The sequence below is a fragment of the Acidovorax sp. M14 genome (assembly GCF_049331375.1).
GTDB lineage: Bacteria > Pseudomonadota > Gammaproteobacteria > Burkholderiales > Burkholderiaceae_C > Acidovorax.
In genome coordinates, this window is sequence record NZ_CP186263.1 from 3,286,733 (window position 1) to 3,308,588 (window position 21,856).

Here is a 21,856-nt window from a genome sequence, read left to right on the forward strand (position 1 = left end):
CTGGCGTAAGTGGGTTTGCTTCCCGTATTCCCCTGAACTAAGTTCTCCCTGTTCGTCTGGATGAACACGTTCCCCACCTTGTAACTGCCCACATCCCCGCGTCTGGACATGCAGTATTCGTGGCCTTGCTTTCCGCGTTCATCCCAATGGCCGCTTACTAACCAGATGTAAAGCCATTCCGCAAACGTTAGTTCAAACGCCTTACCCCTGCGGATTGCGTTGCGTTTCTGGTTTCCGTAGGCATACAAAGCGGGGCAATTGTCCTCGGTAGCCACTAGGCTGTATTTCATTTCTGTTGGTTTCATTACCAATCTCCTTTTCACCATTGTGCGGGAACTGTTCCCGCACATCAATTTACTTGTCGAACAACACCCCTATCCGAACGTTGAAGGGGTTTTCAAAACGCCCTCTCATCCATTGCCTGGATTCCCCATTTGCACCGAGCACTATTGCATTAAAGGCCCTGTTGGGCTTACTTGGGTCCAGGCCCTCAAAATAGCTTAGAACCACATCAATCTGGTTCTTCGCATCTCCTGTATAGCCCCTCCCATCCCACGAATCAGTCGTTGGGAAGATCAACAGGGTGACTTGTTCTTTGTGGTGTACGGCCTCAAAGGGTATGACGTCACTAAGTGCAAACCTAGCTTGAACAGCTTCTGCGTCGGTAAACCCTACAAGCGACAGAAAAACTTTTGCTGTTTTACGCATTGCGAGCCTCCTGCAGGTTGAAGTAGCTTGCCCACACTCCATCTAGGAATTGCTCCAGTTCCTGCCCCTTTAGGTTCATCACGGCGTCAAACACCAGTCGGTCCAAAGCGACTTCTAAGCAGTCGTAAACGTCTTTCATTGTTCTCCCTTGTTGTTATGGCAGCACCTCGCTGCCTGGGGTGAACTTTGACGACTTCACGGCGGCCTGTCGAAATTGAATTTGTAACCAATTGAAACAGAGACCTATCGCCGCGAAAGTCTTTAACCAAGTCTTGATGATTGAACATGGTTGCTATCCAATTGATAGCACGGTAACAACGCCGTGCAACACTTGAAAGCAAATCATGGCAACAGCAAAGAACACCCAGACAGCAACTCCCGCACAGACTCCCAGCTTTTTCGAGGTACTGACTGCAATCGCAAAGCCAGTAACCAAGCTGTCCAGCGCACAAGCGCAGCAAGACCCCAAACTGGCACTGCGCACACGCTTCCAAGCTAGCGTGGCTGAGCAACAAAAGCTGATCCGGTCCGCTGCTCCAAAAAGCCGTTGGTTCCAAAAGCTGCCTGATGACAGCTACGTGCTGACCCTGCGCAATGGCAACACGGCCTTGGCGATCAATGGCACAACCTACTTTGCCGTTAGTGATGCTGCCTCGGCAGTGAAGTTTCTGGATACTGTGATCGAGGGCACAAAAGCTGGGGAAATGGATGAAGTTTTGGCATCCACGCTTCGCAAGCCTCGCGCAAAGAAAGAGGCAGCTACCCCAGATGCCAAGTAAGTTCGCACAAACAAAAAACCCGGCTTTCGCCGGGTTTTTTTTCATTTAGGACTTTGGTCTGTAGTTTCAGCAACCCACGCCTGTTCTTCGGCGTATTTTTCTTCACCCAAAACGGCCAGTCGTTTGCCTGCTCGGAACGCTTCATCTAACTCGCGTTCACGGGCTCTTAGCTTGTTTTCCTGCCATGTGCGAGTTGGTGGCCTCGCACCTGGGAAATGAACCCTGCTTTTGGGTATCTGTAGCCTCATACGCGGGTGAACCGTCACGGTATCGGTGTACGGCATACCGTGCTTCTTAACCCAATCAATGATGCTCAGGATCAAGTCTTTGTTCCTGCTTGCAATCACAAAACCCTGCATCAAGAACTCACCAGATTTGTCCTTGATCTGGTCGGCTTCCCAATCAAGTTCCAGTTGCGCATCCAAACAGACACCTGGGTTTCCGTCTTTGTATTCGATCAGGTGCAGGAAGAAAAACTTACCTTCCGCGAACTCTGCGCCAAAGCGTTTGAGCACTAGCAATTGCAAGATTGCCAAGCTAACGATGGGGCTTTTTGCGGGATGCCAGAACGGGCTACCTTCCTGCAAAACAAAAACCAAATGGATTCCGGGTTCTGGTCTTCGGTAATGAATCTGTAATGGGGTCAAGCCTTGAAACAAAGACATGGTGGGTTTCTAGTTCTTTCAACCTTGTCTTGATGATCCATCACCTAGACATTCCAATTGGTTACCAGACGAGGTAACCAAAATGACAAACACGCAATTCATCCAGAACGCAGCCCCAACACACTTTGGTATTGATCCCGAAGATTTGGCGGAGATTGTTGAATTCGATCATGTTTGCTCCGCGCAATGGCCGATCTATGTAATGCGCAAGGAAGGCCAGCCAGTTGCGTGGTGGGACGAAAGCGCAAATGTTGCCGCAATCGTCCGCTGAATCAGTTAATGGGCGTCATGCCCTCGGTGTTAACTGCGCCATTTACGTAGAACTTAGAGGCTTTGAGTGCTTCGCTGGGGCGGCTGCCCTTGTAGATGTGCTTTTTGCCATCTGCATCAGTCCACTCGTAGTGTTGTGCGGGTTCTCCCTTTTTGCGCTGAGTCGCTGGCTTAGCGTTCTTACGAGGTGAAGCACTTGCGGAGAGCTTGGCGTATCCAAGTTGTTCCAGAGATAGGCCGCTTTTTGCCAAGAAATCCAACAACTTCTTTTCGTTCTCGGCTTGCGCAGTCCAGTAGGCGCGTTCCTTTTCGTGTTCTGCGTCAGCGGCTTGGAATGCAGCCAGATTCTTGAACTTGGATACGAAGTCAGTCATGTAGTCCCTTTCAACAAAGATGTAACCACTATGAATCAAGAAACCCAACCTGTCAAGCGGGAAGTAACTTGCCCAACAAACATGTATGCCCGTCATACCCAATGGTGTATTGCCAACCACGCAATCACAACCGATGACTTTGAACAGCGTGATGGTCAGGAAACCTACACGCGAGTCTTTGCCGATGAAGACCAAGCCAAGTGGTTCGCTTTTGATTTTGGGATCAAGTTATGAGCCTGCTAGATGATCTGCAACAGTTCACGGGTACTGTGGACTATCACCGGCACCCCATGTACCGCTTTGTTATGTACACGGATGGATTCAAGTTCTTTCTGAGGAATGCGGGCCAAGGCGCGTACTGGTTCTTAGACCTGATAGCCACGGAGCCCAAGATCAGGATTCAAGCGAAGGAGTTTGCCAGCATCAAGCTGGAGGTTCAGAACGGGGCAGCAAAGGTCACCGTAAACAACGGAAATGACGGGCCAAACGTTTACGAAAGAAGGATCCACTACACGGATTGTCCAGAGGGTGTGTACAACTTCTACTGGATTGGGGAGGTACTCATGTTGGCGCGGGAGTACTGACCGCTTAGAACCCAAGCAGTTTCAACAAGGGGCCGCCAAACTTTTCCAACAGAGCCCAGGCGGCCCCTACCAGAACCACTACTCCGGTAATAAAGCCCTGTTGCCTAGTTAGTGTGTTCTGGATTTCCCCTAGAGCTTTGGAGCTTTCTCCAATCTGCTCCTTCAATTCTTCAAGCGTCGCTAGCGATTGCTTCGTCAATGCCGTGTTGAGCTTCAAGTCCTCAACCACGCCTTCAATTACCGCCAAGCGAACCTGAAACTTATCGTGTGTTCGCATGTGTTCGTCACGTGAGTGATCGAACTCTTTCTTTAGAGCGTCCATAAGGTCCTCCAATTTCGAATTTTTCTGTTCCAAAACGGAAACACGAACGGTCAATTCGTGGATTTGGGTATCTACGCTCATCATCACCTCATTTGCAAATTCACCTTATTTACTGGAATGACGACCAAGTGAATTGCGCCTTATCTCTTGTGTAAATAACAAACACATCGCAGATGAGGCTAGAGATGGAAGATAAAAACGAGGATAGAAAGCTATTTCAGAACTGGGCGCAAGTAATCCGCTCTGCCCGAAAGGGAATGCGCAAAAAGCAATTGGCTGCACGTTGCGGTATGTCGGTGCGCCAATTCAATGCAGTAGTTGAAACTAGGCCGGACATAGAACTGGCTATTGAGCAAGCCTACGCCGATTACGACGAAGAGCAAAGAGACGGTTTAGATCGTGTTCTCAGTGAAGCAATCGAGAGCAAGGAATTATCTCTGCAGGCAAAGATTCTGCGAGAAAACCAAAAGGAAGCGAACGAGCGTGAACGCGAAGAACGTGAGGAGCGCTTGGCAAAGGCAGTCGAATCATTGGCGGGATTCGAGCTGATTGAACCCGAATACGGGAGCATGAGCGATGAGCGCAAAGCTGAGATTGCCGCGCAAGTCGAAGCCATGGAAGCCATGAGCGCTGAAATGGGCTCTGCGGAGAACGCAGAAGATGAGTAAGTTTACCTACGACGACTTACTCCCCCACCAAACCGATTTCATTAACGACACCACTCACCGCTACGTGGGACTAATTGGTGGTCCAGGTTCGGGTAAGTCACTGGCAGCAGTTCATAAAGCGGTAAAGCTAGCGTTCCTAAATCCGGGCTTGCACGGGGCATTGATGGAGCCCACACAGAACATGATTCGTGGCACTTTGTTGCCAACGATCGAGAAGGTGTTCCAGGAGCAATTGGGCTGGAAAGAGCGCACCAAGAAATCTGGCCGTGGGCAATACACCTATGTGAAGTCGAACCCTGAGAGTTTGATTATTCACTTTCCCCAAGGTGACACGATCATCTATCTGTGTGGTGCTGAGAACCACAAACGACTAGCCGGTAAGAACTTGGCTTGGTTCATTATCGACGAGATCGACATGTGTTCCAGCAAGCAGATTGCCATGGATGCGTTCAAGGAGGCAACCAAGCGTATTCGTACCATCGGCAAGTGCACACAGGGATGCGTGACGACCACTCCAGAAGGCAAGCAATTTAGCCATTGGTTTTTTGCTGAAAACGCCAAGTATCTGGAAGGCCCCAACAAGGGAATGGTTCGCACTGATCGAAAATGCTACCACTCAAGGACGGCTGATAACCCGTTCGTACCCAAGTCATACATTCAATCACTCAGGGAAACTCTTCCACCCGATGAAGCGGAAGCGGTTCTGAATGGCTATTGGGTGATGCACTCGGGCAACCGTGTTTACCGATGCTTTGACGAAAAATACAACGTCACGACAAAAACGCTTCCGGATTTTCCAAATGCGATTCTTCACATCGGGATTGACTTTAACTTGGGCAACACCAACGCGGTTATCAGCGTAATCCAGAACGATTTGGTTTATGTTGTCAAGGAAGTCAAAGCCGACGACACGCCAAGCCTGATTAAAGAACTTCAAACCAAATACGGGCATTGGACGATGCGCGAAGGTGGGATTCGAATCTATCCAGACGTTAACGCACGAAAGGGTTCGCAAGAAGGTGCGCTCAGTAGTTTGACTCAGCTCCAGGAGGCATTCAACACCACTTGCATCATGAACGGTAATAACCCTGGGATTATGAACGAACGAGTCCCTGCAGTAAATGCACTGTTCATGACCCAAAAGATGGTTGGGCCGAACCAATACGTCCCACATCGTCGTGCTTTCGTCAACATGGAAGAGTGCCCAGTTCTGGCAAAGGGGTTGCTGCAACAAGGCTTCAAAAACGGCAAGCCGGACAAAGACTCAGGTTTGGACCATTGTTTGGATGCTTTTGGTTATTTCGTGTTCCACAAATACCCCGTTCCAAAACTAGGTGGACAGATCAGGTAATACCCATAAATACGAACCCAATGAGGTCAAACAATGAATAAGAGCATTACACATGCCGATTTCAACAGCGGTGAAGCTATTGAAACACAGAAGCTGATCGACTACTACGAAGACGACCAGGAACGCTACGTTACCGCCCTGCTTGATGCCAAGCGCGAGAACTGGAGAGAGCGCGGTTTCAATGTGACGAGCCGGAACATCATCAAGAGCATCGTTGACCAGAGCGGTCTACTTTTCAACAAGCCACCCAAACTAACTGTCATTCCCTACGGACAAAGCCGAGGCATCGAAGACGCGACCTTTAATCAAATTATGGGGCGCGCTGGATGGCTTGAATTCTTCCAGAACGTGGATGTCTATACCCGCCTGTTGAAGACGATCGTAGTTCTCCAACAGAAATACATCCCACAGGAACGAAGCACTGTAGATGGCGTTTACCGCTTCGACTACAGGAAAGGTGATGCATTGCTGCTGACGATGCTGCACCAGGGGCAATGCGTCACCAGAACCGACATCACCGGCAGAAACATCACCGAGTTGGCCTATTACCTGACGCCCTACTCTCAAGTCGAAAGCTGGACCTACCGCTACATCAATGCGGATGTGATTGAGGAATGGGAAGTCAAAGGCGATGAAGAGATACGCCTGTCCTCTCTTCCAAATCCCGAAGGATTGGTCCCCGCGAGTCCGTTCTATGACGTTCGTATTCCACGCAACAGCTTCTGGTTCAGGACGCCCGAAGACATTGTGAGCTTCCAAGACAACTTGAATCTCTTCAACTGCGACTTGGACTACGCCAGGGCTCACCAGATGCAGAAGAGCTTGTTCGTGGACAGCCCAATTGTGGATTCGGACGATGGCACCGCATACCGCGCTAACGACGAGAACTGGAGCACGCCAACACCAAAGACCAAGAAGACCATTGGCGGTCTTGGTTCTATCGTGACCTTGGAAAAAGGTATGACCGGATCAACACCACTCGTCAAGTTCGACGGGCCCGACACTGAGTTGCGAGCGCTCTACGAAATCATGGCGTCCCAGGTCAGAGACATTGCCAGCGATTGGAACGTTAATTTCAAGGAAGACCAAAGCGCCAACAGCGGCTATCAGGTCATCACCAACGAAATGGGCAATCTGGCTTTGCGAGAAAAACGCGCACAGAGCTTTGAATCCGGATTTCGCCGCTTCTACGACATTACCCAACAAATGTATCCAGAACTACAAGAGGGTACCTTGCACGTTGAGTTCGGGGCACCCAGTTTGCCAGTAAATCGACTGGAACAAGAGCAAGTTTATCAATACCGTCTGCAGAACAAAACCGCAACGCCGGTGGACATTTACATAGCTGATGGTTTGACGGAAGAAGAAGCTATCGCCAAGCTCAAGAGAGACATAGCCATACGCAAGATGATGGCCGAAGCAGAAGCCGAGACAGATCAAACGCCCGAACTGCAATCTCCGGGGATCGAAACTCCACCTGATCAAATCGGTGGCAATCAACCTGATCCCAGAAACACAAGGTGAACATTTAATAAATAACACACTGCGGGAATTAACCCGCAAAGCAAATTTGGCGGAGACCAAAGAATGACAGATAAGACAGACCCCGTAGAACAGGATGTCGATGCAATCGCTGAAGGAGTTCAGCAAGAAGATAGCGTTGAGGAATTGAAATCGCGTTTGGCGAAAGCCGAAGCAGATGCTGCAAAACATCGCAACATTAGAAAGACCGTTGAGCGAGAGCGCGACGAGCTTAAAGCGAAAACAAAAACCTCCGTGGATGAAGACTACAAGTCATTGTGGCAACAAGAGAACGAAAGGAACAACAAACTCCTCTCGCATGCGAAAGGTAACGCAATTGGAAGTGCGTTGGTCGCAAGACTAACTAAATCCGGTATACGTCCAGAAGCTCTCGAAGCCGCAGTAAAACTGGTCGATCAAAACCTGATCGAGTGGGACTTGGATAGTGGTGTTGATGAGCGAAGTATTACTGCTGCAGTTGCCAAGCACAAGAGCGAATGTGCATTCATGTACGAAAGCAAGGTAGCGAAAACTGAACCTCGTCAACCTGCAGATGGCTCTGCCACAAATGCTAATGAAATCAAACGTTCTGACTTTGACAAGCTAAATCCGCTTGAGAAAGCAGATCGAATGAGGAAAGGATTCAAACTCATCGACTGAGTTTAATAAACAAATAATAAGGAGAGCCAGACAATGGCCAACATTCTCACGGGTCTTATCCCTGATCTTTATGCAGCCCTCGATGTGGTTGCCCGCGAACAGCAAGGTTTCATTCCTTCCGTTCAACGTGATGCCACCGCATCCGCTGGTGCTATCGGACAAGAAGTCGTTTCACCTGTCGTTCCTGCGAACACAGCAGAAGACATCACTCCTGGCGTTCACGCTCAACCAACTGGTTCAATCGAAGTTGGCACTGTGAAGGTCGCTCTAACAAAGGCTCGCGCTGTGCCACTCATCTGGACTGGTGAAGAGCAATTGTCTGTTAGCGGCTCGATCAACACCATCATGCGCGATCAGTTTGCTCAAGCGTTCCGCACACTGTCCAACGAAGTGGAACGTGACCTGGCTTTGACAGCTTTGCTCGGTGCTTCCCGCGCCGTGGGTACTGCTGGTACCGCCCCATTCGGTGTTGCCGGTGACCTGTCTGATGCTGCATACGTGAACCAGATCCTGGACGACAACGGTGCCCCTACTGGTGACCGCGCCCTGGTTATGTCCAGCTCCGCAATGGCAAACATGCGCGGCAAACAGAGCGTGTTGTTCAAGGTCGACGAGGCTGGCACTGAAGACCTCCTGCGCAACGGCGTGATCGGTCGCCTTCAAGGTCTGAACCTGCACACTTCCCGCTTCGCAGCTTCCAACACGAAGGGCACGGGTGCCTCTTACGTTGCAAACGGTGCGTTCGCTGCGGGTGCTACTGGCGTGACCCTCAAGACTGGTACAGGCACTGTGCTGGCCGGTAACGTCGTGACGTTTGACGGTGACTCCAACAAGTATGTGGTTGGCACTGGTGTCACTGCCCCCGGTACCCTGGCTCTGAACGCCCCAGGTCTGCAGTCAGCCGTGGCAAACAACGCAGTCATGACGCTGGGAAACAGCTACACAGCTAACGTCGCGTTTCACAAGAACGCAATCGTATTGGCTACGCGAGTTCCATCTATGCCAATCGGCGGTGACAGTGCCGACGACGTTACTTTGGTAACTGATCCAGTATCCGGTCTGACTTTCCAAGTCTGCGTGTACAAAATGTACAAGCAAACCAAGATCGAAATCGGTCTGGTGTGGGGTATGAAGGTTATCAAGCCTGAGTTCATCGCAACTTTGCTGGGTTAATAGTCCAAGCGTAAAGAAAGGGAGCCTTTGGGCTCCCTTTTCATTTGCGGCATAAATACAGCAAATTGAGAGGGCTCAAATGCCAACACTAATTGTAGAAAATGGAACAGGCGTTCCAAACGCAAACAGCTACGTTTCACTTGATGAAGCCAAGGAGTATCACGAGCTGCGCGGTAGTGACTGGACAGGTTCTGACGAGGAATTAACTCGCAACCTGATTATTGCTCTGGAAAGTTTGGTGGCTTTGTACGGCCCCAACTTTAGAAGCAAGCCGTACACGCATGTGCAGAATAAGACTCTATTTCCCCGCCATCAATTCTATGACGCTCATGGTCGTTATGTGAAATCAGGACAGATACCAGACTGCGTAAAGCATACACAGTGCGAACTCGCACTCATGCACTCACAAGACATTGATCTATTCCCAATAGCGAATACCGCACAAAACATCAGTTCTGAAAGTGTGACAGTCGGTCCTATCAGCGAGACCATTTCCTATTCAACAGCGGTATCAAGCGAAAGCTACCCCGGCTTTCGGAAAATCGATCTGCTAATAGCCCCGATGTTGAATGGCAAAACAAATGCTTCATTTAGGTTGGGTCTGTAATGAACATTGATCTACTGTCAGAAAAAATAAAACGCCTCATTGAGAAGTACGGTGTCAAGTTCAAACTGGAGAGAGCGGATGGTAGCTCAGCAGGGTCGGTTATAGGGGTAATTGATGAGGAAGTGAAAAGAGACCTGAACGGAACAATAAGCGTTACAAAAGTGATGTTCATGTCCGGCAGCTCAAAGGTTAAACCAGAAATTGGTTTATTCGTAGCAGACGAGAAAAATACTTTCCGTATCGGGCTGGTAGAAACAGTACGCCCCACCGGACGAGTCTTAATCTACAAGGTGGTATTTGACGTATGAGCATCTATCAAGCACTTGTTGATCGACTTCAGACAGTTGATGGAATCTCGCGTATTCAGAAGACCAATGAAGCAATGATCCAGCCCAAAGCAAATGAATCGTGGGTTCGCCCTACTCTGCTGCGTGCGGAAAGTACGGGCAGAACAAAAGGTGTTAACGGCTATTTGATGCAGAAAGGTCTTCTGCGAATCGATCTTTTTACAACGAAAGGCACGGGGGAAGCGGATCAACTTTCGCAAGCTATTAGAAACGCCTTTCCAGAACGCGGCGATGGATCGCAAATTGCCGTTGGTACAAATTTCCTATCAGTGCTCAACGCATGGGTGGAAAACGGCAGGGAGGACGGCGCCCAGTACCTAACTCCTATTTTCGTGCGCTGGCAGATGCCAGAGCGTTAATCACGCAGCCATGTGATAAGTAAAACAATAACTATTGAGGTTAAAAAATGGCAAAACTATCAAGCGGCGCAAATACGAGAGTTTCTTATTGCGCAGAAACAGTCCCAGGAACAGTTAACGCATCGCCAGCGTTTATCAGCATCCCGACAATCGAGTTCACAAACGACGTAACAACCGAGCAAGTGAGAAGTAAGGCGCGCCAAGCAGACCGCATGCTTCGCTGGTCCCGTTCTGGTAACAAGTCAGCAAGCGCCAAGCTGAGCGTTGAATACGCGCCAGAGGTTCACGACTACTACCTGTCCACCGTTATGCGCAGTGACTGGGTGAATGACGTGTTGAAGATCGGTGTCAAGGAGTTCTCAACCACGTTCGTAGTGGCTCAGGAAGACCAAACGCCAGTCAGCTACCAGACTTCAATCGGTATGCAAGCCGCGAGAGCCGAATTCACAAACGGCGAAGCTGACTACACCACGCTCAACATCGACTACGTGGGCATCGACGGCCAAGTGAGCACAGTCAGTCCTGGCACTCCAACAAATGCACCAAACATTGAGCCCTTCTATCAAGGGCAGGGCGTTATGCGCATCGACGGCGTGGTAGTTGGGTACATCACCAACTTCAACCACTCTATCGACGACGCCCTGGCCGCCAAGATGGCCATGTTCCGCAATACCGCTCGTGGTATTACTGCTGGCATGGTTGCTGTCACAGGTAGCTTTAGCGCCACCTTTGAGAACCTGACATTGACTCAGAAATGGATCAATAACACGCCCGTCGAGCTGGAGATTGATTTCGTCAGCGGCGACGGCACCAAGAAGCACACACACCGTATCCCTAAGGCGCTGCTCATGAGTCGTAGCCTTCCAGGTAATACAGATGGTGTTCTGGATGAGAGCTTCACATTCGAAGCTCTTTACGATGAAACCGATGAAAGCGTATTCACAATTACTCGTGACTACCAGTAATCTTTTTAAGCACTAAACCAAGGGAGCTACGGCTCCCTTTTTAATGGACTATCAAAATGAAATGCGAAGACTATGTAAACGAATTCCTCCAAAAATTTGGCACGGAATTCAAAAGCAGACTGGAACGCAGAACGCCAGTGAAGACTGGCTATGCTCAGAGCCAGTATGTCATGGACGTAAATACAGATGATCTGACCATTACGAACAATGTTGATTACATCGTTCGTTTGGAGGAAGGACACTCACAACAAGCTCCGCAAGGAATGTTGAGAATCACATTAGAGGAATCTCAGGACATTGCGGACGAAATTATAAGAAGTAAAACATGACAACACTATTTTCATTCGACCAGTTCCTGCCTCAACCAGCAGTTTGCGAACTCAAGAACCCTGCTACGGACAAGCCATTGCTGGATGATAAGAAGAAACCAATCTGGGTGAAGCTGGTTGGTCTTGATACCGAGCAATTTTTCAAAGCATCGCTGGAGAATACAAAGCGAAAGAAGGAACTTGGTGAGCAAGCAAACGAGCCCGGCTATGGACTGATAGAACGCGCCCACTTCTTGTCAGCACTGATTACTGACTGGCATCCAGCCTTGGGTCTGTGCACACCAGAAGCGGTTTTCGATAAGTTTTCAAAATTTAATTATGCGCCGTATGCAGAACAAGTTGAAGCCTTCGCTAGTGAACGTGCAAATTTTTTTCCCGAGTAACACAACAGCTATGCCTTGAAGTTCAGAAGCGGATTGCTCTCGATTACCCCCATAAACATGGTTCGGTAAGAAATAGCATTCTGACCATTACTAGGGGAAAGGAATGGGGAGAGCAGGAAGAAGATGGGTACTACAAGCGAAGCACCAAATACCGCCCTGCTCTACCAGTTCAAACACACATTGTTCCAGAGCAATGCAGGAGACCACTTTATCTGTATTGGGAAATCAGGAACCAGCAAGCTAATGGCTTTAACGGACCTGAACCAATTTCCTTTACAGAATTAAAGGCGTGGTTGGATGTAGTTGAACGAATAGGCAATGAAGTAAGTCGCTGGGAATTGCAAACGATTCTGGCAATTGATAGAGCGTGGATTCAGCAAACCTATACGGAAATGAACAGGTTCACTGAGGACCAGAAAGGACGAGATAAAAAAGAGGTTTAGAGATGACGTTTAGCACAATTGCCGAACTCCGCTTTACTGCGGATGCTTCACAGGTCAGAAAGGCGGCCCAGGAATACGACAAACTGGTTGATAAAACCAAGAGCTTCGGTGATGAAACCCGGAATGCAACAGAGGCGCAAAAGCGAGCTGCGACAGAGGCTGAGAAGTTCTCCAAGAAGGTCAAGGAGCTAGCAGAAAACCAGGGCAAAACCCGAAGTGAAATCCTGGCTTCCAAGGCCGCCACGCTGGGTCTAAGTGACGCCCTTAGTGGGCACATCGCCAAGATCGCAGATGCCGAGAAAAAGAACGTTTCGTTCAAGGACACGCTGCGTGATCTCAGTGAGAACTTGAAGGGGCTGGGCAGCAATCTATCTGGCGTCGCTACAGGCAGCGCAGGGGCTACCGACGGCATCGCATCAGCAACAGGTGCCCTTCGTGGCCTAGGGCCCGTGGCAGGCTCTACTACGGGCATTTTGGCGGCTTTGACGGTCACCACGGGGGCGGCAGTCATTGGTGGCCTCGCCCTTGCGGGTGCGGCCACTGCGATCACGCTGCAGGTTGCAGCAGCCGCAGCCGCAATAGATGACCTATCCAACGAAACCGGCATTTCTGCGGAGCGCATAAGCCTACTTACCAAACTCGCTGCCGAGGGCGGCAGTTCCTTCGATGCGTGGAACCAGGCAGCAACTGATCTGGCAACCAAGCTGGCAAAGCAGGACGAAGAAAGCGGCAAGGTAGCCAAGGCGATCAAGGAGCTGGGCGTATCTACAAAAGACGCCAACGGCCAACAGAAAACCCACATTGAGTTGATGCGCGAAGTTGTGAAGGCTGCGGCCAATCACGAAGACGCAGCGAAGGGTCAGGCCTTGGGCTTGGCTGCATTGGGCTCCAACTACAACAAGCTCAAGACTTCTGTGGTCGAGGCCGACGAAAAGCAATCGGCCATGTACGACACCATGAAGAAGACCGGCCAGCTCATGAGTACGTCGCTGGCAAAGCAAAGCGGCGACTTCATGGACAAGATCGATGGGCTGAAAGGCGCTTTCACCGGCATGGCCAACAGCATTGGCACAGCCGTTCTGCCCTACTTGGACAAGCTCTTGGGCAAGATGGTTTCGGTTGCCGAAACCGCTGCCGGGATCATCCGCAGATTCACAGGCAATAGCACCGCCAGTGAACTGAGCGGGGATGCTATGGCAAAGGCGAGGGCCGACGTTAACGCATCGTCCACTGCAATTTCCAAGCTGGAGAACAGCGAGTATGGATCGACTGCTGGCGGCGCCGCTGCTCTGCAAGCGGAAAGAGCCAGACTTGCGAGCGCTCAAGAACGACTCCGTGAAGCTAGTCGCCTCTACGAAGCCGCCACGCGGAGTGAAGCTGATGCAAAGCGAGTCGCCCTAGCTGGCAATGCCGCCACTGAGAACAAAGTAGGTAACTCAGGTATTGGCGGCAAGGACGGAAAAGACGGCAAGGACAAAGACCCGACACAAACTGGCGAGTACAAGGAGGCAATGCGCATCGCTCAGGAGCGTGCCGCGTTCCGTCGCAGCGAAGAAAAGGCGATTCAAGAATTCTTCTTCAAGCAGCGTGAGGAAGAAAACAAGGCCGCAGAAGATGCCCGCAAGAACGCCGCTGAACGCGCTGTTATTTCAGAGCAGTTCACCAAGCAAGCCAGCGAACGCATTCAAGCGATTGACCGCGAGATTGCACAACGCGGCATGTCGCGCCAACAGATCACACTGGAAAACGACTTGCGCCAGATTCAAATCGATCTGGAAAAGGAACTACTTGAGCTGAAAAAGAAAGGCGCTGCCCAAGCCGAACTCGACGCGGCTACCGCGAGGGCCAGCACTCGCACGGATGCCAGACAACAGGCAGAAAGCCGCATCACAGCGGCCAACGACGACTGGTATGCAGGTCTTACAGACGGCTTGAAGGACTACGCGGGCACCTTCAAGAGCACGTATGAAAACATGCGCGAAATTGGAACCGGCGTGGCAAGTTCAATCGGCAATGCGTTTTCCAACATGGCTAAAAACGGTACCTTCTCCTTCAGGGCGTTTGCTTCATCCGTTCTAGCTGATCTGGCGAACATTGGTATCAAGATGGCATCGAGCTGGATCTCCAAGTTCATCATGAACGGCATAGGCAGCTTCTTTGGAGCCAAGTCCACACCGGTCACACCATCCGCACGCGGCAACGTGTTCAGTGGGGGCAACGTGATCCCATTTGCTACTGGTGGCGTTCTCACAACTCCAACCACTTTCCCGATGGCAAATGGCAATACGGGTCTGGCCGGAGAAGCTGGCGCAGAAGCGATCATGCCTCTCACCAGAATGAGCAACGGCAAGCTGGGCGTTCAGGCAGTTGGTGGCGGGGCCGCACCCGCTTTGCACTTTGACATGAGCGTGAACATTTCTGGCAACGCAGACAAGGACACGGTCAATCAACTGCGTGAAATGCAGTCCCAACAACGCGACCAGATTCTGCAGATTGTTCGCTCTGAAATTGGCAATCAGCAGAGAGTTCGCGGGCCACTGTACCGCTAAGTGATTCCCATAAATACGGTTCATTACAGGACCGTATTTCATGCCGCAATCACTGCCATACCCTGACCAAGTTTCACAGTCCTCGACTTTCAAGAAGGTCTTCAACACGAAGACCACCAAGTTTGAGGATCAGTACAGCCAACGAATGCCAGCCGGAATCAACTCCGAGTACTGGCAAGCGAGCATCCGCTACGAGGGGATGAACGCCACGGAAACAGCAGCCATCCTCGGTGCACTCGATGCAGTCGGTGGATGGGATTACCTGTTGTTCGATCACCAAGACCTCAACCAGTCAAACCCTTTGAAGTGGTACGTGGTGAGCGGCTATTCGCTCAGCTACGCGAGTGGTGACCTTGCGAACATTTCATTCGAACTTACGCAGGACTTCTGATGCCATTACCAATTAGTGAGCTGCAGAAACTGCACATCGATGACCCACTGATCGAGATCATCGCAATCGACGCCACGAACAAAGGAGGTGAGTTCTTTTACATCACGGGCAACCCACCACCTGCAGGCCAAACAGCCATCATGTTCAAGGGCAAAACGGTTATCAGTTTGCCCATGCAAACGGACGGATGGGAAGAGAACGTAGATGGACTCTTACCCACTCCAACCCTGACCGTCAGCAACATCAACAAAGACTTGTTCGACATCGTGCAGTCAACGGGTGATCTTGTGGGCGCCAAAGTTCTGCGCTATTTGATCTTCGCCAAGAACTTGGACAACGGCTCTCAGCCAGACAGCACGAAGGCGAGTGAACCGGCAACCTTCGTCATTGAACGCAAGACCCATCACAGCGATACGCACATTAGCTGGCGATGCATCCTGCCGTTTGAGCTACCCAATCTCACGATACCAAGACGAAGGATTCTGCGATCACGTGGCTTTCCAGGTGCTGGCAAGGGGCAGCGTCTATGAAGATCACCGCAGCTACGCAACGCGCCATCGAGAAGCACGCTCTGGAGTGCTATCCAGAGGAATGCGTGGGGATCATCGTAGACGGCAAGTACAAGCGCTTGAAGAACACGCATGCGAATCCCACGGAAAGCGGTTCATTCGATGAGTCAGTTTTCGTCAAGTATCAGGTTCAAGCCCTGATCCACAGCCACCCCAAATCAGGTAACCAACCCAGCTTGGCGGATTGCGATGCATGGCGCAAATTGAAGGTGGTTTTCGGAATCATCGCCACGGACGGCGAAGCGGTCAGTGAGATTCGCTGGCTCGATGAAAACAACCCTGCCCCGCTCGTTGGCCGCGAGTTCATCTACGGATACCACGACTGCGGCTCCATCGTGCGGGATTGGTACTGGCTGGAGCGCGGTATTCGCATCCCCGATTTCGCAAGGGACCATGACTGGAAACCCGGCGAAGCCCACAAAGACCTCTACTCGCAGATCGTGGACAAGGCCGGCTTCTATGAAGTTGACAGGCGCGATCTGCAAAAGGGTGACGTTCTGCTCATGCGGATCGCCGGACCCCACATGCATCACGCCGCAGTCTACGTGGGCAACAACAAGATTCTCCAACAGCTTCACGCACCTAAAGCACGCCACCTAAGCGGGTATGACGACTTGATGGGCGCATGGGACAAGTTCGTTGTGAAAGTCGTCAGATACGGAAAACAAAAATGAAAAGAAAACTATTCGTGCACGGCGAACTGGCAGAGAAATACGGCAGCGCTCCGCTCTGCATGCATGTCGCTGATCTTCGCCAAATGTTTGATGCCTGGGAGTTTGTGCATCCAGGCTGGGAACGCGACTTCAGGGATCAGGGCCATGTGGCAATCATCTTGCGCACGGGTGACCGTATTCAGCAAATGGAAGAACAGTTCCTGATGATGCCTTTTGGCGATGCCGAGGAAGTCCACATCGTCCCCAGAGCAGTCGTTAACGATCCCGTGAGTATCGGCGCGTGGCTGGTGTCTTCCATCGGCGGCGTGAACTTCGCCGCTGCCGTGGGTGCAACCGGCGTGATGATCGCCAATTGGGTTGCCGCAGCAGTCGTTAGCTTCGCAATCAGCGCTGTCGCGGGTGCGGTCTTGAATGCGCTTTCTCCCAAACCCAAAAGCGCATCTCCCAACGAGAAACGCGATTCGCACTTGCTGACTAACGCACCCAACTACGTTGAAGAAGGCGGTGTTGTACCCGTCATCTTTGGCGAAACCGAAGTGTCTTCGACGCTAATCAACTTCGGCACCTACGCAGAGGAAATGCCCCTAAATGAATAAGACAACACTCAACAAAAAGAAAGGAAACTCTGCTCCGCAGCAAGCAAAACAAACCCTTCGTTCAACCGTTATTGGTCGATTCCTAGACCTTTTGAGTGAGGGACCAATTGAGGGCGTGGTGGGCGGTGCAAAGGGGGTTCGATTCAACGATACGCCACTGCAGTCAAGTGACGACACTTGGAACTTCACAGAGGTTACGTACGAAGACCGCGCAGGGCTCCCCAGCCAGGACTTGATTACTGGCTTTGAAGCTACCGAGAACGAAGTTCAAGTAGGCGTGGCTGTCACGAATGCCAACCCAGTCATTCGTGCTATCACAGAACCAACTGTAGATGCGATTCGCATCACGATTCAACTGCCCCAAGGGTTGTGGTCAGAGAAAGGCACCAAGGAAGGCAAAGTCCAGTTCCGTATCGAGACTCGCGCTCTGGGAAGTGGGCCTTGGCTGAATGCAAGGGACGAGGAAATCACGGGCACCATCTTTGGTCCTTACGAGAGAAGCTACCGAATTGAGAACCCGCATTCCGGCGCATTCGAATTCCGTACTTCCCGCTTGTCCCCACCATCGGTCAGCGGCGAACAATTAAACGACTTCGCGCTAGCTCGTTACACCGAGATCGTTGATGAAAGCGTGACATACCCCAACAGCGCGATTGTGGGTATGACGTTCGATGCATCAACAATGGACGGAGGCGCCTATCCAGTGCGCAGATACCGCGTTCGCGGTCTGCTTTGCAGAGTGCCAACCAACTACGACGCCGACGCGAAGACCTACACGGGGATGTGGGACTACTCGTTCAAGTACGAGTACACAAACAACCCTGCATGGTGCACGCTGGAGTTGCTGACAAACGCCAGATGGGGCCTGGGGCAATACCTCTCCGACCCTGACATAAACCTGGGAGAAATCTACAACACTGCCGTCTACTGCGACCAGCTCGTTGACTACACCAAGAAGGTCGATGGCGAGGATGTGACGATCACAGAGCCACGCTTCACGTTGAACTGCGTACTCGATAGCCCGGACCATCCGGTAGTCTGGCTGCAGCGCATTTTGAGCGTGTACCACGCCAACTTCACTTCACACAATGCTCAGTTGGTTATCAACCAAGATCGACCAGCTTCCACAAAGGCGGTCATCACACAGGCCAACATCGTCGAAGGCTCTTTCTGGGAGGAAAGCTCGGGTTTGTCTGACCGACACACAGAAGTCAATCTGCGGTTCAACAACAAGGACAAAGATTACAAGGTTGATTTCATCGACCGCTCGGCAAGCGAAGCCGTGTTGGAGGAGTTCAACTACAACCCTCTGAAGATGGACTTGTTTGGGGTAACCAGCGAAGGCCAAGCTGACCGCGAAGCTCGTTACTTGCTGGACACACAAGAACACCAGAAAGCCATCGCACACTGGTCTATGGGTGTCGAGGCGTACCACCTGCGCGCTTATGACGTTGTGGAGGTCATGACACCGCACTACAGCGGACGCCAGAACTCGGGCCGCATCAACAGCGTATCCGGCACAGCGATCACATTGGACCGCGACGTTACCGTTGTTCCAAACAGCAAGATCGACATTCCAGCGGCTGATGGAACCGTGCTGACCCGCAACATCACCAGCAGCCCAGGCACGTACAACGTCATCACCGTGGATTCGCCCTTGGGCGCAGTGAGCGAACAGGCAACCTTCATTGTCAAAGCAGACGTTTACCCTCGCCTGTTCCGCATCACCAGCCTCAAGCAAAAGAGCTTGAATCTGTTCGACATTGACGCGGTTGAATACGACCCCAACAAATGGGCACGCATTGAAGGTGGCGCACTGGTCGAAACGCCGCCCACATACGACCCTGACAACTCAACTATCGGGCCAGTAGACAACATCGTTTTTCGCGAAGGTGCGGAGCTAACTGATGGTTCCATTCGCCGCAATCTGTCGATCAGTTGGACCCCTCCAACTCGCGGCACCTCCAATGGCTACATGCTTCGCTGGCGCGTCAACAAGGGCAGCTACACGGTTATCGATCCACTGGACGAACCCACGTACACGATTGCGAACATCGCTGCGGGAACCGTCGAAGTCACGGTATGGGCATACGGCATTGGCCCCAAGGGCAACTCGATCCGCAGTGTGGGCAAAGACAGCACTTACACCATCGACACCACGAGCGGTGGCGGCTCTCCTTTCCTAGCTCCCACGAACCTGCGCGTATTGCCGGGTGGCGGTACCCAGTTCGTTGGTCGTGACCTCAAATTTGAGTGGACCAATCCAGTTGGCAACGGCTCGATTCCCGCAGTCCTGCGTGACTTCCAGGTAATCATCAAGAACCCAACCACCTCGGCAGTGGTCAATACCTTGTATGTGCCAGCGGTCGAAGCCAACAACACGCAAACCTACACGTACACATACAGCCAGAACAGCTCGGATAACGGCGGTGTTCCACAACGCAGTTTGATCGTTGAAGTTCGCTGCCGCGACACCAACAACAAGACGAGTGCGGCGGCCACGGCCACCTTCACGAATCCAGCTCCAGCAGTACCCAACAACATCGTGGCTCAAGGCACGATCTTCGGTCTGCAGCTGAGTTGCACGTTCCCGTCTGATGCCGATTTCGAAGGCTTGATCGTCTGGGCATCGGACACATCGGGGTTCCCTCTCAGCAGCGCCACAAAGAAGTTTGAGGGGCGCTCCAGCGTCTACAACATGGTGGACGCGGAGGTGGGCAAGACCTATTACTTCAGGGTTGCGGCATACGACAGCTTCGGCAAGAACGACACAGGCACGGGGTTGAATGTGTCCGGCCAGTACGAAGCCACGGCTGTGAGCAGCGCTCCAGGTCTTCCAGGTGGCACGGCGTTCCCCGCGAGCCCAACACTGGGCCAGGAGTTCTTCCGCACGGACTTGGGTTCCATCTTCCGCTGGAACGGTACGGCGTGGCAACGCACTGCGATAAAGGGCGGCACAACCGCGCAAATGAACGCGCTCACGAACAACGTGGTTGGTGATCTGTTCTGGAACACCAGTGTGTCCCCTGCCAGGTTCTATGCGTGGAACGGCAGCTCTTGGGTTGCGCAGCAGATCCCCGCGAATGCGATCTTCGGCCAACTCACAGCGGGTCAGATTGATACGTACTCACTGGCTACCGATTACGCGTTCATCAACAATGCCAGGGTCGGCATTCTGGAAGGCTTCACGGTCAACGCCAACACGGTGAACTCCAGCACATCGAACACTCTGACGGCGTTCGTTAACCAACTCAACATGGTGTCCAGCTCAACGCCATCCATGCTGAGAACCCAGAACAAGACCTACGCGGACGGGCAATGGGGTTTCATCATGGGCGCCACCGTCAACAACGGGTCCAACTACGTGAACTTCAAGAACGGAGTCAGCGAATTGCGCATGCACAGCAATGGCGAGTTCTTGTTGGAGTCGAGTGGATTCAGGCTTACGAATAACAGCCTAACTATCACAACCTTGAATGTAATTGGTACATCCAACATTCAGGGCGGCGCAGTTTCATCCATGGCATTTTCTTCTGCGGGTAACCAAGTAAACGTTCCTGCAAATTCAATTTCCTGGAGTGGGCAACTCTATTTCTATAACTACGACACGCAAGGATACCCGATCTACTTCGGAATTATGTGTGACAGCACTTCGGTAACTTCGGAAAATCAGGGCGAAGCATTTAGCTATTCGACCGTGAGTAAGGACGTTGCAGTTCAGATTTTCCGCGACGGATCGCAAATCTTTTCCGATTTCACAAATGGCTTTTTGGAGTGGGTTTACACCCCGCCAGCGGGTCCAGCCACATACACGATTCAGTTCCTACCAACAGGCAGAAGTTATAACGGAGCAAGAACATTCCCTGGCGGTAGTATCACATACCGATCAGGCAAACTTATGGGATTCAAGAGATGAGAACAATTCACCACTACTCCGAGAAAGGAGAAATACTTTACAGCGCGCTTCAATACAGCGATACGGAAGGCAACTATCCAGAAGTTGCCGAACCATTACCGTATGTTGTGGGTGATTCAATCAACAGCCAACTCTATTATGTTCACGAAGGTGAACTAGTAGAAAAGCCTTTGATGCCTACCCCATACCATGATTGGGATTGGGAATCCCTATCCTGGGTGTTCAACGTGGAGAAGTGCCGCGCCGCTGCAATCAAAAGAATCGAGCAACGACGAGAGGATAAGATCAACAGCCCTTTGGACTATGCAGGCGTCGTACTGGATGCCGACGCCAAAGCACAGCGCAACATCAGCGCCAAGATCACGGAGCTTAATCAGCGAATTGCCCTAGGCACCCCCTGCCCCCCTGAATTGCGGGTATGGCGCGATGCCAACAACACAATGCACACCTTTGAAGATGATGCCGCGTACTTGGCTTGGTTGGTAGGGGCAAGCATAGCAATTACAGCCAGAGGTTCGCAGGCATACGCGGAATCATGGCAAGCCAAAGATGAAGTCAACTCAGCAACTGAGCTTGAAGTTATCAACAGCTATGTACCGGAAACAATTCAACCATTTATTCAGTTGATACCGTTTCGAGCTGCTTAATAGCGC

General features: G+C 51.5%; 28 protein-coding genes. 23 read left to right on the plus strand and 5 right to left on the minus strand.

Annotated features, from left to right (window positions below; all coding sequences use genetic code 11):
- Positions 1-354: 354 nt before the first annotated feature.
- Positions 355-708, minus strand: a complete 354-nt coding sequence (locus ACOYR4_RS15320; protein ID WP_422847195.1) for a hypothetical protein — start codon at positions 706-708, stop codon at positions 355-357.
- Positions 701-847: a hypothetical protein gene (locus tag ACOYR4_RS15325; protein ID WP_422847196.1), complete on the minus strand. Its 147-nt coding sequence runs from the start codon at positions 845-847 to the stop codon at positions 701-703. Before ACOYR4_RS15325 ends, ACOYR4_RS15320 begins: the two co-directional genes overlap by 8 nt.
- 205 nt (positions 848-1,052) lie before the next feature.
- Here ACOYR4_RS15325 and ACOYR4_RS15330 point away from each other — a divergent pair, with 205 nt between their 5' ends.
- On the plus strand, positions 1,053-1,487 hold the full coding sequence (locus tag ACOYR4_RS15330) for a hypothetical protein (RefSeq protein WP_422847197.1): 435 nt from the start codon (positions 1,053-1,055) through the stop codon (positions 1,485-1,487).
- A 41-nt stretch (positions 1,488-1,528) separates the two neighbouring features.
- Here the strand turns inward: ACOYR4_RS15330 and ACOYR4_RS15335 are convergent, their stop codons facing one another.
- The gene (locus ACOYR4_RS15335) at positions 1,529-2,152 is read right to left on the minus strand and encodes a hypothetical protein (RefSeq protein WP_422847198.1); all 624 of its coding nucleotides are present in this window, start codon (positions 2,150-2,152) and stop codon (positions 1,529-1,531) included.
- An 82-nt stretch (positions 2,153-2,234) separates the two neighbouring features.
- Here ACOYR4_RS15335 and ACOYR4_RS15340 point away from each other — a divergent pair, with 82 nt between their 5' ends.
- Positions 2,235-2,423 (plus strand): hypothetical protein, encoded by a 189-nt coding sequence (locus ACOYR4_RS15340; RefSeq protein ID WP_422847199.1) that lies wholly within the window; start codon positions 2,235-2,237, stop codon positions 2,421-2,423.
- A 1-nt stretch (position 2,424) separates the two neighbouring features.
- On the opposite strand, the gene ACOYR4_RS15345 is transcribed toward ACOYR4_RS15340, so the two are convergent.
- Positions 2,425-2,796, minus strand: coding sequence for a hypothetical protein (locus tag ACOYR4_RS15345; protein WP_422847200.1), 372 nt, complete (start codon positions 2,794-2,796; stop codon positions 2,425-2,427).
- Positions 2,797-2,826: 30 nt separating this feature from the next.
- Here ACOYR4_RS15345 and ACOYR4_RS15350 point away from each other — a divergent pair, with 30 nt between their 5' ends.
- Positions 2,827-3,030 carry a hypothetical protein gene (locus ACOYR4_RS15350; protein ID WP_422847201.1) on the plus strand — a complete coding sequence of 68 codons (204 nt, stop codon included), beginning with the start codon at positions 2,827-2,829 and terminating at the stop codon, positions 3,028-3,030.
- Positions 3,027-3,380, plus strand: coding sequence for a DUF6876 family protein (locus tag ACOYR4_RS15355; RefSeq protein ID WP_422847202.1), 354 nt, complete (start codon positions 3,027-3,029; stop codon positions 3,378-3,380). The genes ACOYR4_RS15350 and ACOYR4_RS15355 overlap by 4 nt, the downstream gene beginning before the upstream one ends.
- 4 nt (positions 3,381-3,384) lie before the next feature.
- Here the strand turns inward: ACOYR4_RS15355 and ACOYR4_RS15360 are convergent, their stop codons facing one another.
- The gene (locus ACOYR4_RS15360) at positions 3,385-3,783 is read right to left on the minus strand and encodes a hypothetical protein (protein WP_422847203.1); all 399 of its coding nucleotides are present in this window, start codon (positions 3,781-3,783) and stop codon (positions 3,385-3,387) included.
- Between the two features lie 104 nt (positions 3,784-3,887).
- Between ACOYR4_RS15360 and ACOYR4_RS15365 the strand changes: the two genes are divergently transcribed.
- The 19 genes from ACOYR4_RS15365 (at position 3,888) to ACOYR4_RS15455 (ending at position 21,850) form a co-directional block, all read left to right on the plus strand.
- Positions 3,888-4,370: a hypothetical protein gene (locus ACOYR4_RS15365; RefSeq protein ID WP_422847204.1), complete on the plus strand. Its 483-nt coding sequence runs from the start codon at positions 3,888-3,890 to the stop codon at positions 4,368-4,370.
- Positions 4,363-5,721, plus strand: coding sequence for a terminase large subunit domain-containing protein (locus tag ACOYR4_RS15370; protein ID WP_422847205.1), 1,359 nt, complete (start codon positions 4,363-4,365; stop codon positions 5,719-5,721). The genes ACOYR4_RS15365 and ACOYR4_RS15370 overlap by 8 nt, the downstream gene beginning before the upstream one ends.
- Positions 5,722-5,754: 33 nt before the next feature.
- The gene (locus tag ACOYR4_RS15375) at positions 5,755-7,245 is read left to right on the plus strand and encodes a hypothetical protein (protein WP_422847206.1); all 1,491 of its coding nucleotides are present in this window, start codon (positions 5,755-5,757) and stop codon (positions 7,243-7,245) included.
- A gap of 63 nt (positions 7,246-7,308) precedes the next feature.
- Complete coding sequence (locus ACOYR4_RS15380) at positions 7,309-7,902, plus strand: hypothetical protein (RefSeq protein ID WP_422847207.1); 594 nt, start codon at positions 7,309-7,311, stop codon at positions 7,900-7,902.
- 33 nt (positions 7,903-7,935) lie between these two features.
- Positions 7,936-9,075 carry a P22 phage major capsid protein family protein gene (locus ACOYR4_RS15385; protein WP_422847208.1) on the plus strand — a complete coding sequence of 380 codons (1,140 nt, stop codon included), beginning with the start codon at positions 7,936-7,938 and terminating at the stop codon, positions 9,073-9,075.
- A 79-nt stretch (positions 9,076-9,154) separates the two neighbouring features.
- Complete coding sequence (locus tag ACOYR4_RS15390; RefSeq protein ID WP_422847209.1) at positions 9,155-9,682, plus strand: DnaT-like ssDNA-binding protein; 528 nt, start codon at positions 9,155-9,157, stop codon at positions 9,680-9,682.
- On the plus strand, positions 9,682-9,990 hold the full coding sequence (locus tag ACOYR4_RS15395) for a hypothetical protein (RefSeq protein ID WP_422847210.1): 309 nt from the start codon (positions 9,682-9,684) through the stop codon (positions 9,988-9,990). Before ACOYR4_RS15390 ends, ACOYR4_RS15395 begins: the two co-directional genes overlap by 1 nt.
- Positions 9,987-10,388 carry a phage tail terminator-like protein gene (locus ACOYR4_RS15400; protein WP_422847211.1) on the plus strand — a complete coding sequence of 134 codons (402 nt, stop codon included), beginning with the start codon at positions 9,987-9,989 and terminating at the stop codon, positions 10,386-10,388. Before ACOYR4_RS15395 ends, ACOYR4_RS15400 begins: the two co-directional genes overlap by 4 nt.
- Positions 10,389-10,435: 47 nt before the next feature.
- Complete coding sequence (locus ACOYR4_RS15405; RefSeq protein ID WP_422847212.1) at positions 10,436-11,353, plus strand: phage tail tube protein; 918 nt, start codon at positions 10,436-10,438, stop codon at positions 11,351-11,353.
- 56 nt (positions 11,354-11,409) lie between these two features.
- Complete coding sequence (locus ACOYR4_RS15410; RefSeq protein ID WP_422847213.1) at positions 11,410-11,682, plus strand: hypothetical protein; 273 nt, start codon at positions 11,410-11,412, stop codon at positions 11,680-11,682.
- On the plus strand, positions 11,679-12,065 hold the full coding sequence (locus ACOYR4_RS15415; RefSeq protein WP_422847214.1) for a hypothetical protein: 387 nt from the start codon (positions 11,679-11,681) through the stop codon (positions 12,063-12,065). Before ACOYR4_RS15410 ends, ACOYR4_RS15415 begins: the two co-directional genes overlap by 4 nt.
- Positions 12,066-12,289: 224 nt before the next feature.
- The gene (locus ACOYR4_RS15420) at positions 12,290-12,508 is read left to right on the plus strand and encodes a hypothetical protein (RefSeq protein WP_422849675.1); all 219 of its coding nucleotides are present in this window, start codon (positions 12,290-12,292) and stop codon (positions 12,506-12,508) included.
- Between the two features lie 2 nt (positions 12,509-12,510).
- Complete coding sequence (locus ACOYR4_RS15425; protein WP_422847215.1) at positions 12,511-15,057, plus strand: phage tail tape measure C-terminal domain-containing protein; 2,547 nt, start codon at positions 12,511-12,513, stop codon at positions 15,055-15,057.
- Positions 15,058-15,097: 40 nt separating this feature from the next.
- Positions 15,098-15,448: a hypothetical protein gene (locus ACOYR4_RS15430; RefSeq protein WP_422847216.1), complete on the plus strand. Its 351-nt coding sequence runs from the start codon at positions 15,098-15,100 to the stop codon at positions 15,446-15,448.
- Complete coding sequence (locus ACOYR4_RS15435) at positions 15,448-15,978, plus strand: hypothetical protein (protein ID WP_422847217.1); 531 nt, start codon at positions 15,448-15,450, stop codon at positions 15,976-15,978. The genes ACOYR4_RS15430 and ACOYR4_RS15435 overlap by 1 nt, the downstream gene beginning before the upstream one ends.
- Positions 15,975-16,691, plus strand: coding sequence for an NlpC/P60 family protein (locus ACOYR4_RS15440; RefSeq protein WP_422847218.1), 717 nt, complete (start codon positions 15,975-15,977; stop codon positions 16,689-16,691). Before ACOYR4_RS15435 ends, ACOYR4_RS15440 begins: the two co-directional genes overlap by 4 nt.
- Positions 16,688-17,287, plus strand: a complete 600-nt coding sequence (locus tag ACOYR4_RS15445) for a hypothetical protein (RefSeq protein WP_422847219.1) — start codon at positions 16,688-16,690, stop codon at positions 17,285-17,287. Before ACOYR4_RS15440 ends, ACOYR4_RS15445 begins: the two co-directional genes overlap by 4 nt.
- Positions 17,280-21,203, plus strand: coding sequence for a host specificity protein J (locus ACOYR4_RS15450; RefSeq protein WP_422847220.1), 3,924 nt, complete (start codon positions 17,280-17,282; stop codon positions 21,201-21,203). Before ACOYR4_RS15445 ends, ACOYR4_RS15450 begins: the two co-directional genes overlap by 8 nt.
- Positions 21,200-21,850 carry a DUF4376 domain-containing protein gene (locus ACOYR4_RS15455; RefSeq protein WP_422847221.1) on the plus strand — a complete coding sequence of 217 codons (651 nt, stop codon included), beginning with the start codon at positions 21,200-21,202 and terminating at the stop codon, positions 21,848-21,850. The genes ACOYR4_RS15450 and ACOYR4_RS15455 overlap by 4 nt, the downstream gene beginning before the upstream one ends.
- Positions 21,851-21,856: the final 6 nt, after the last annotated feature.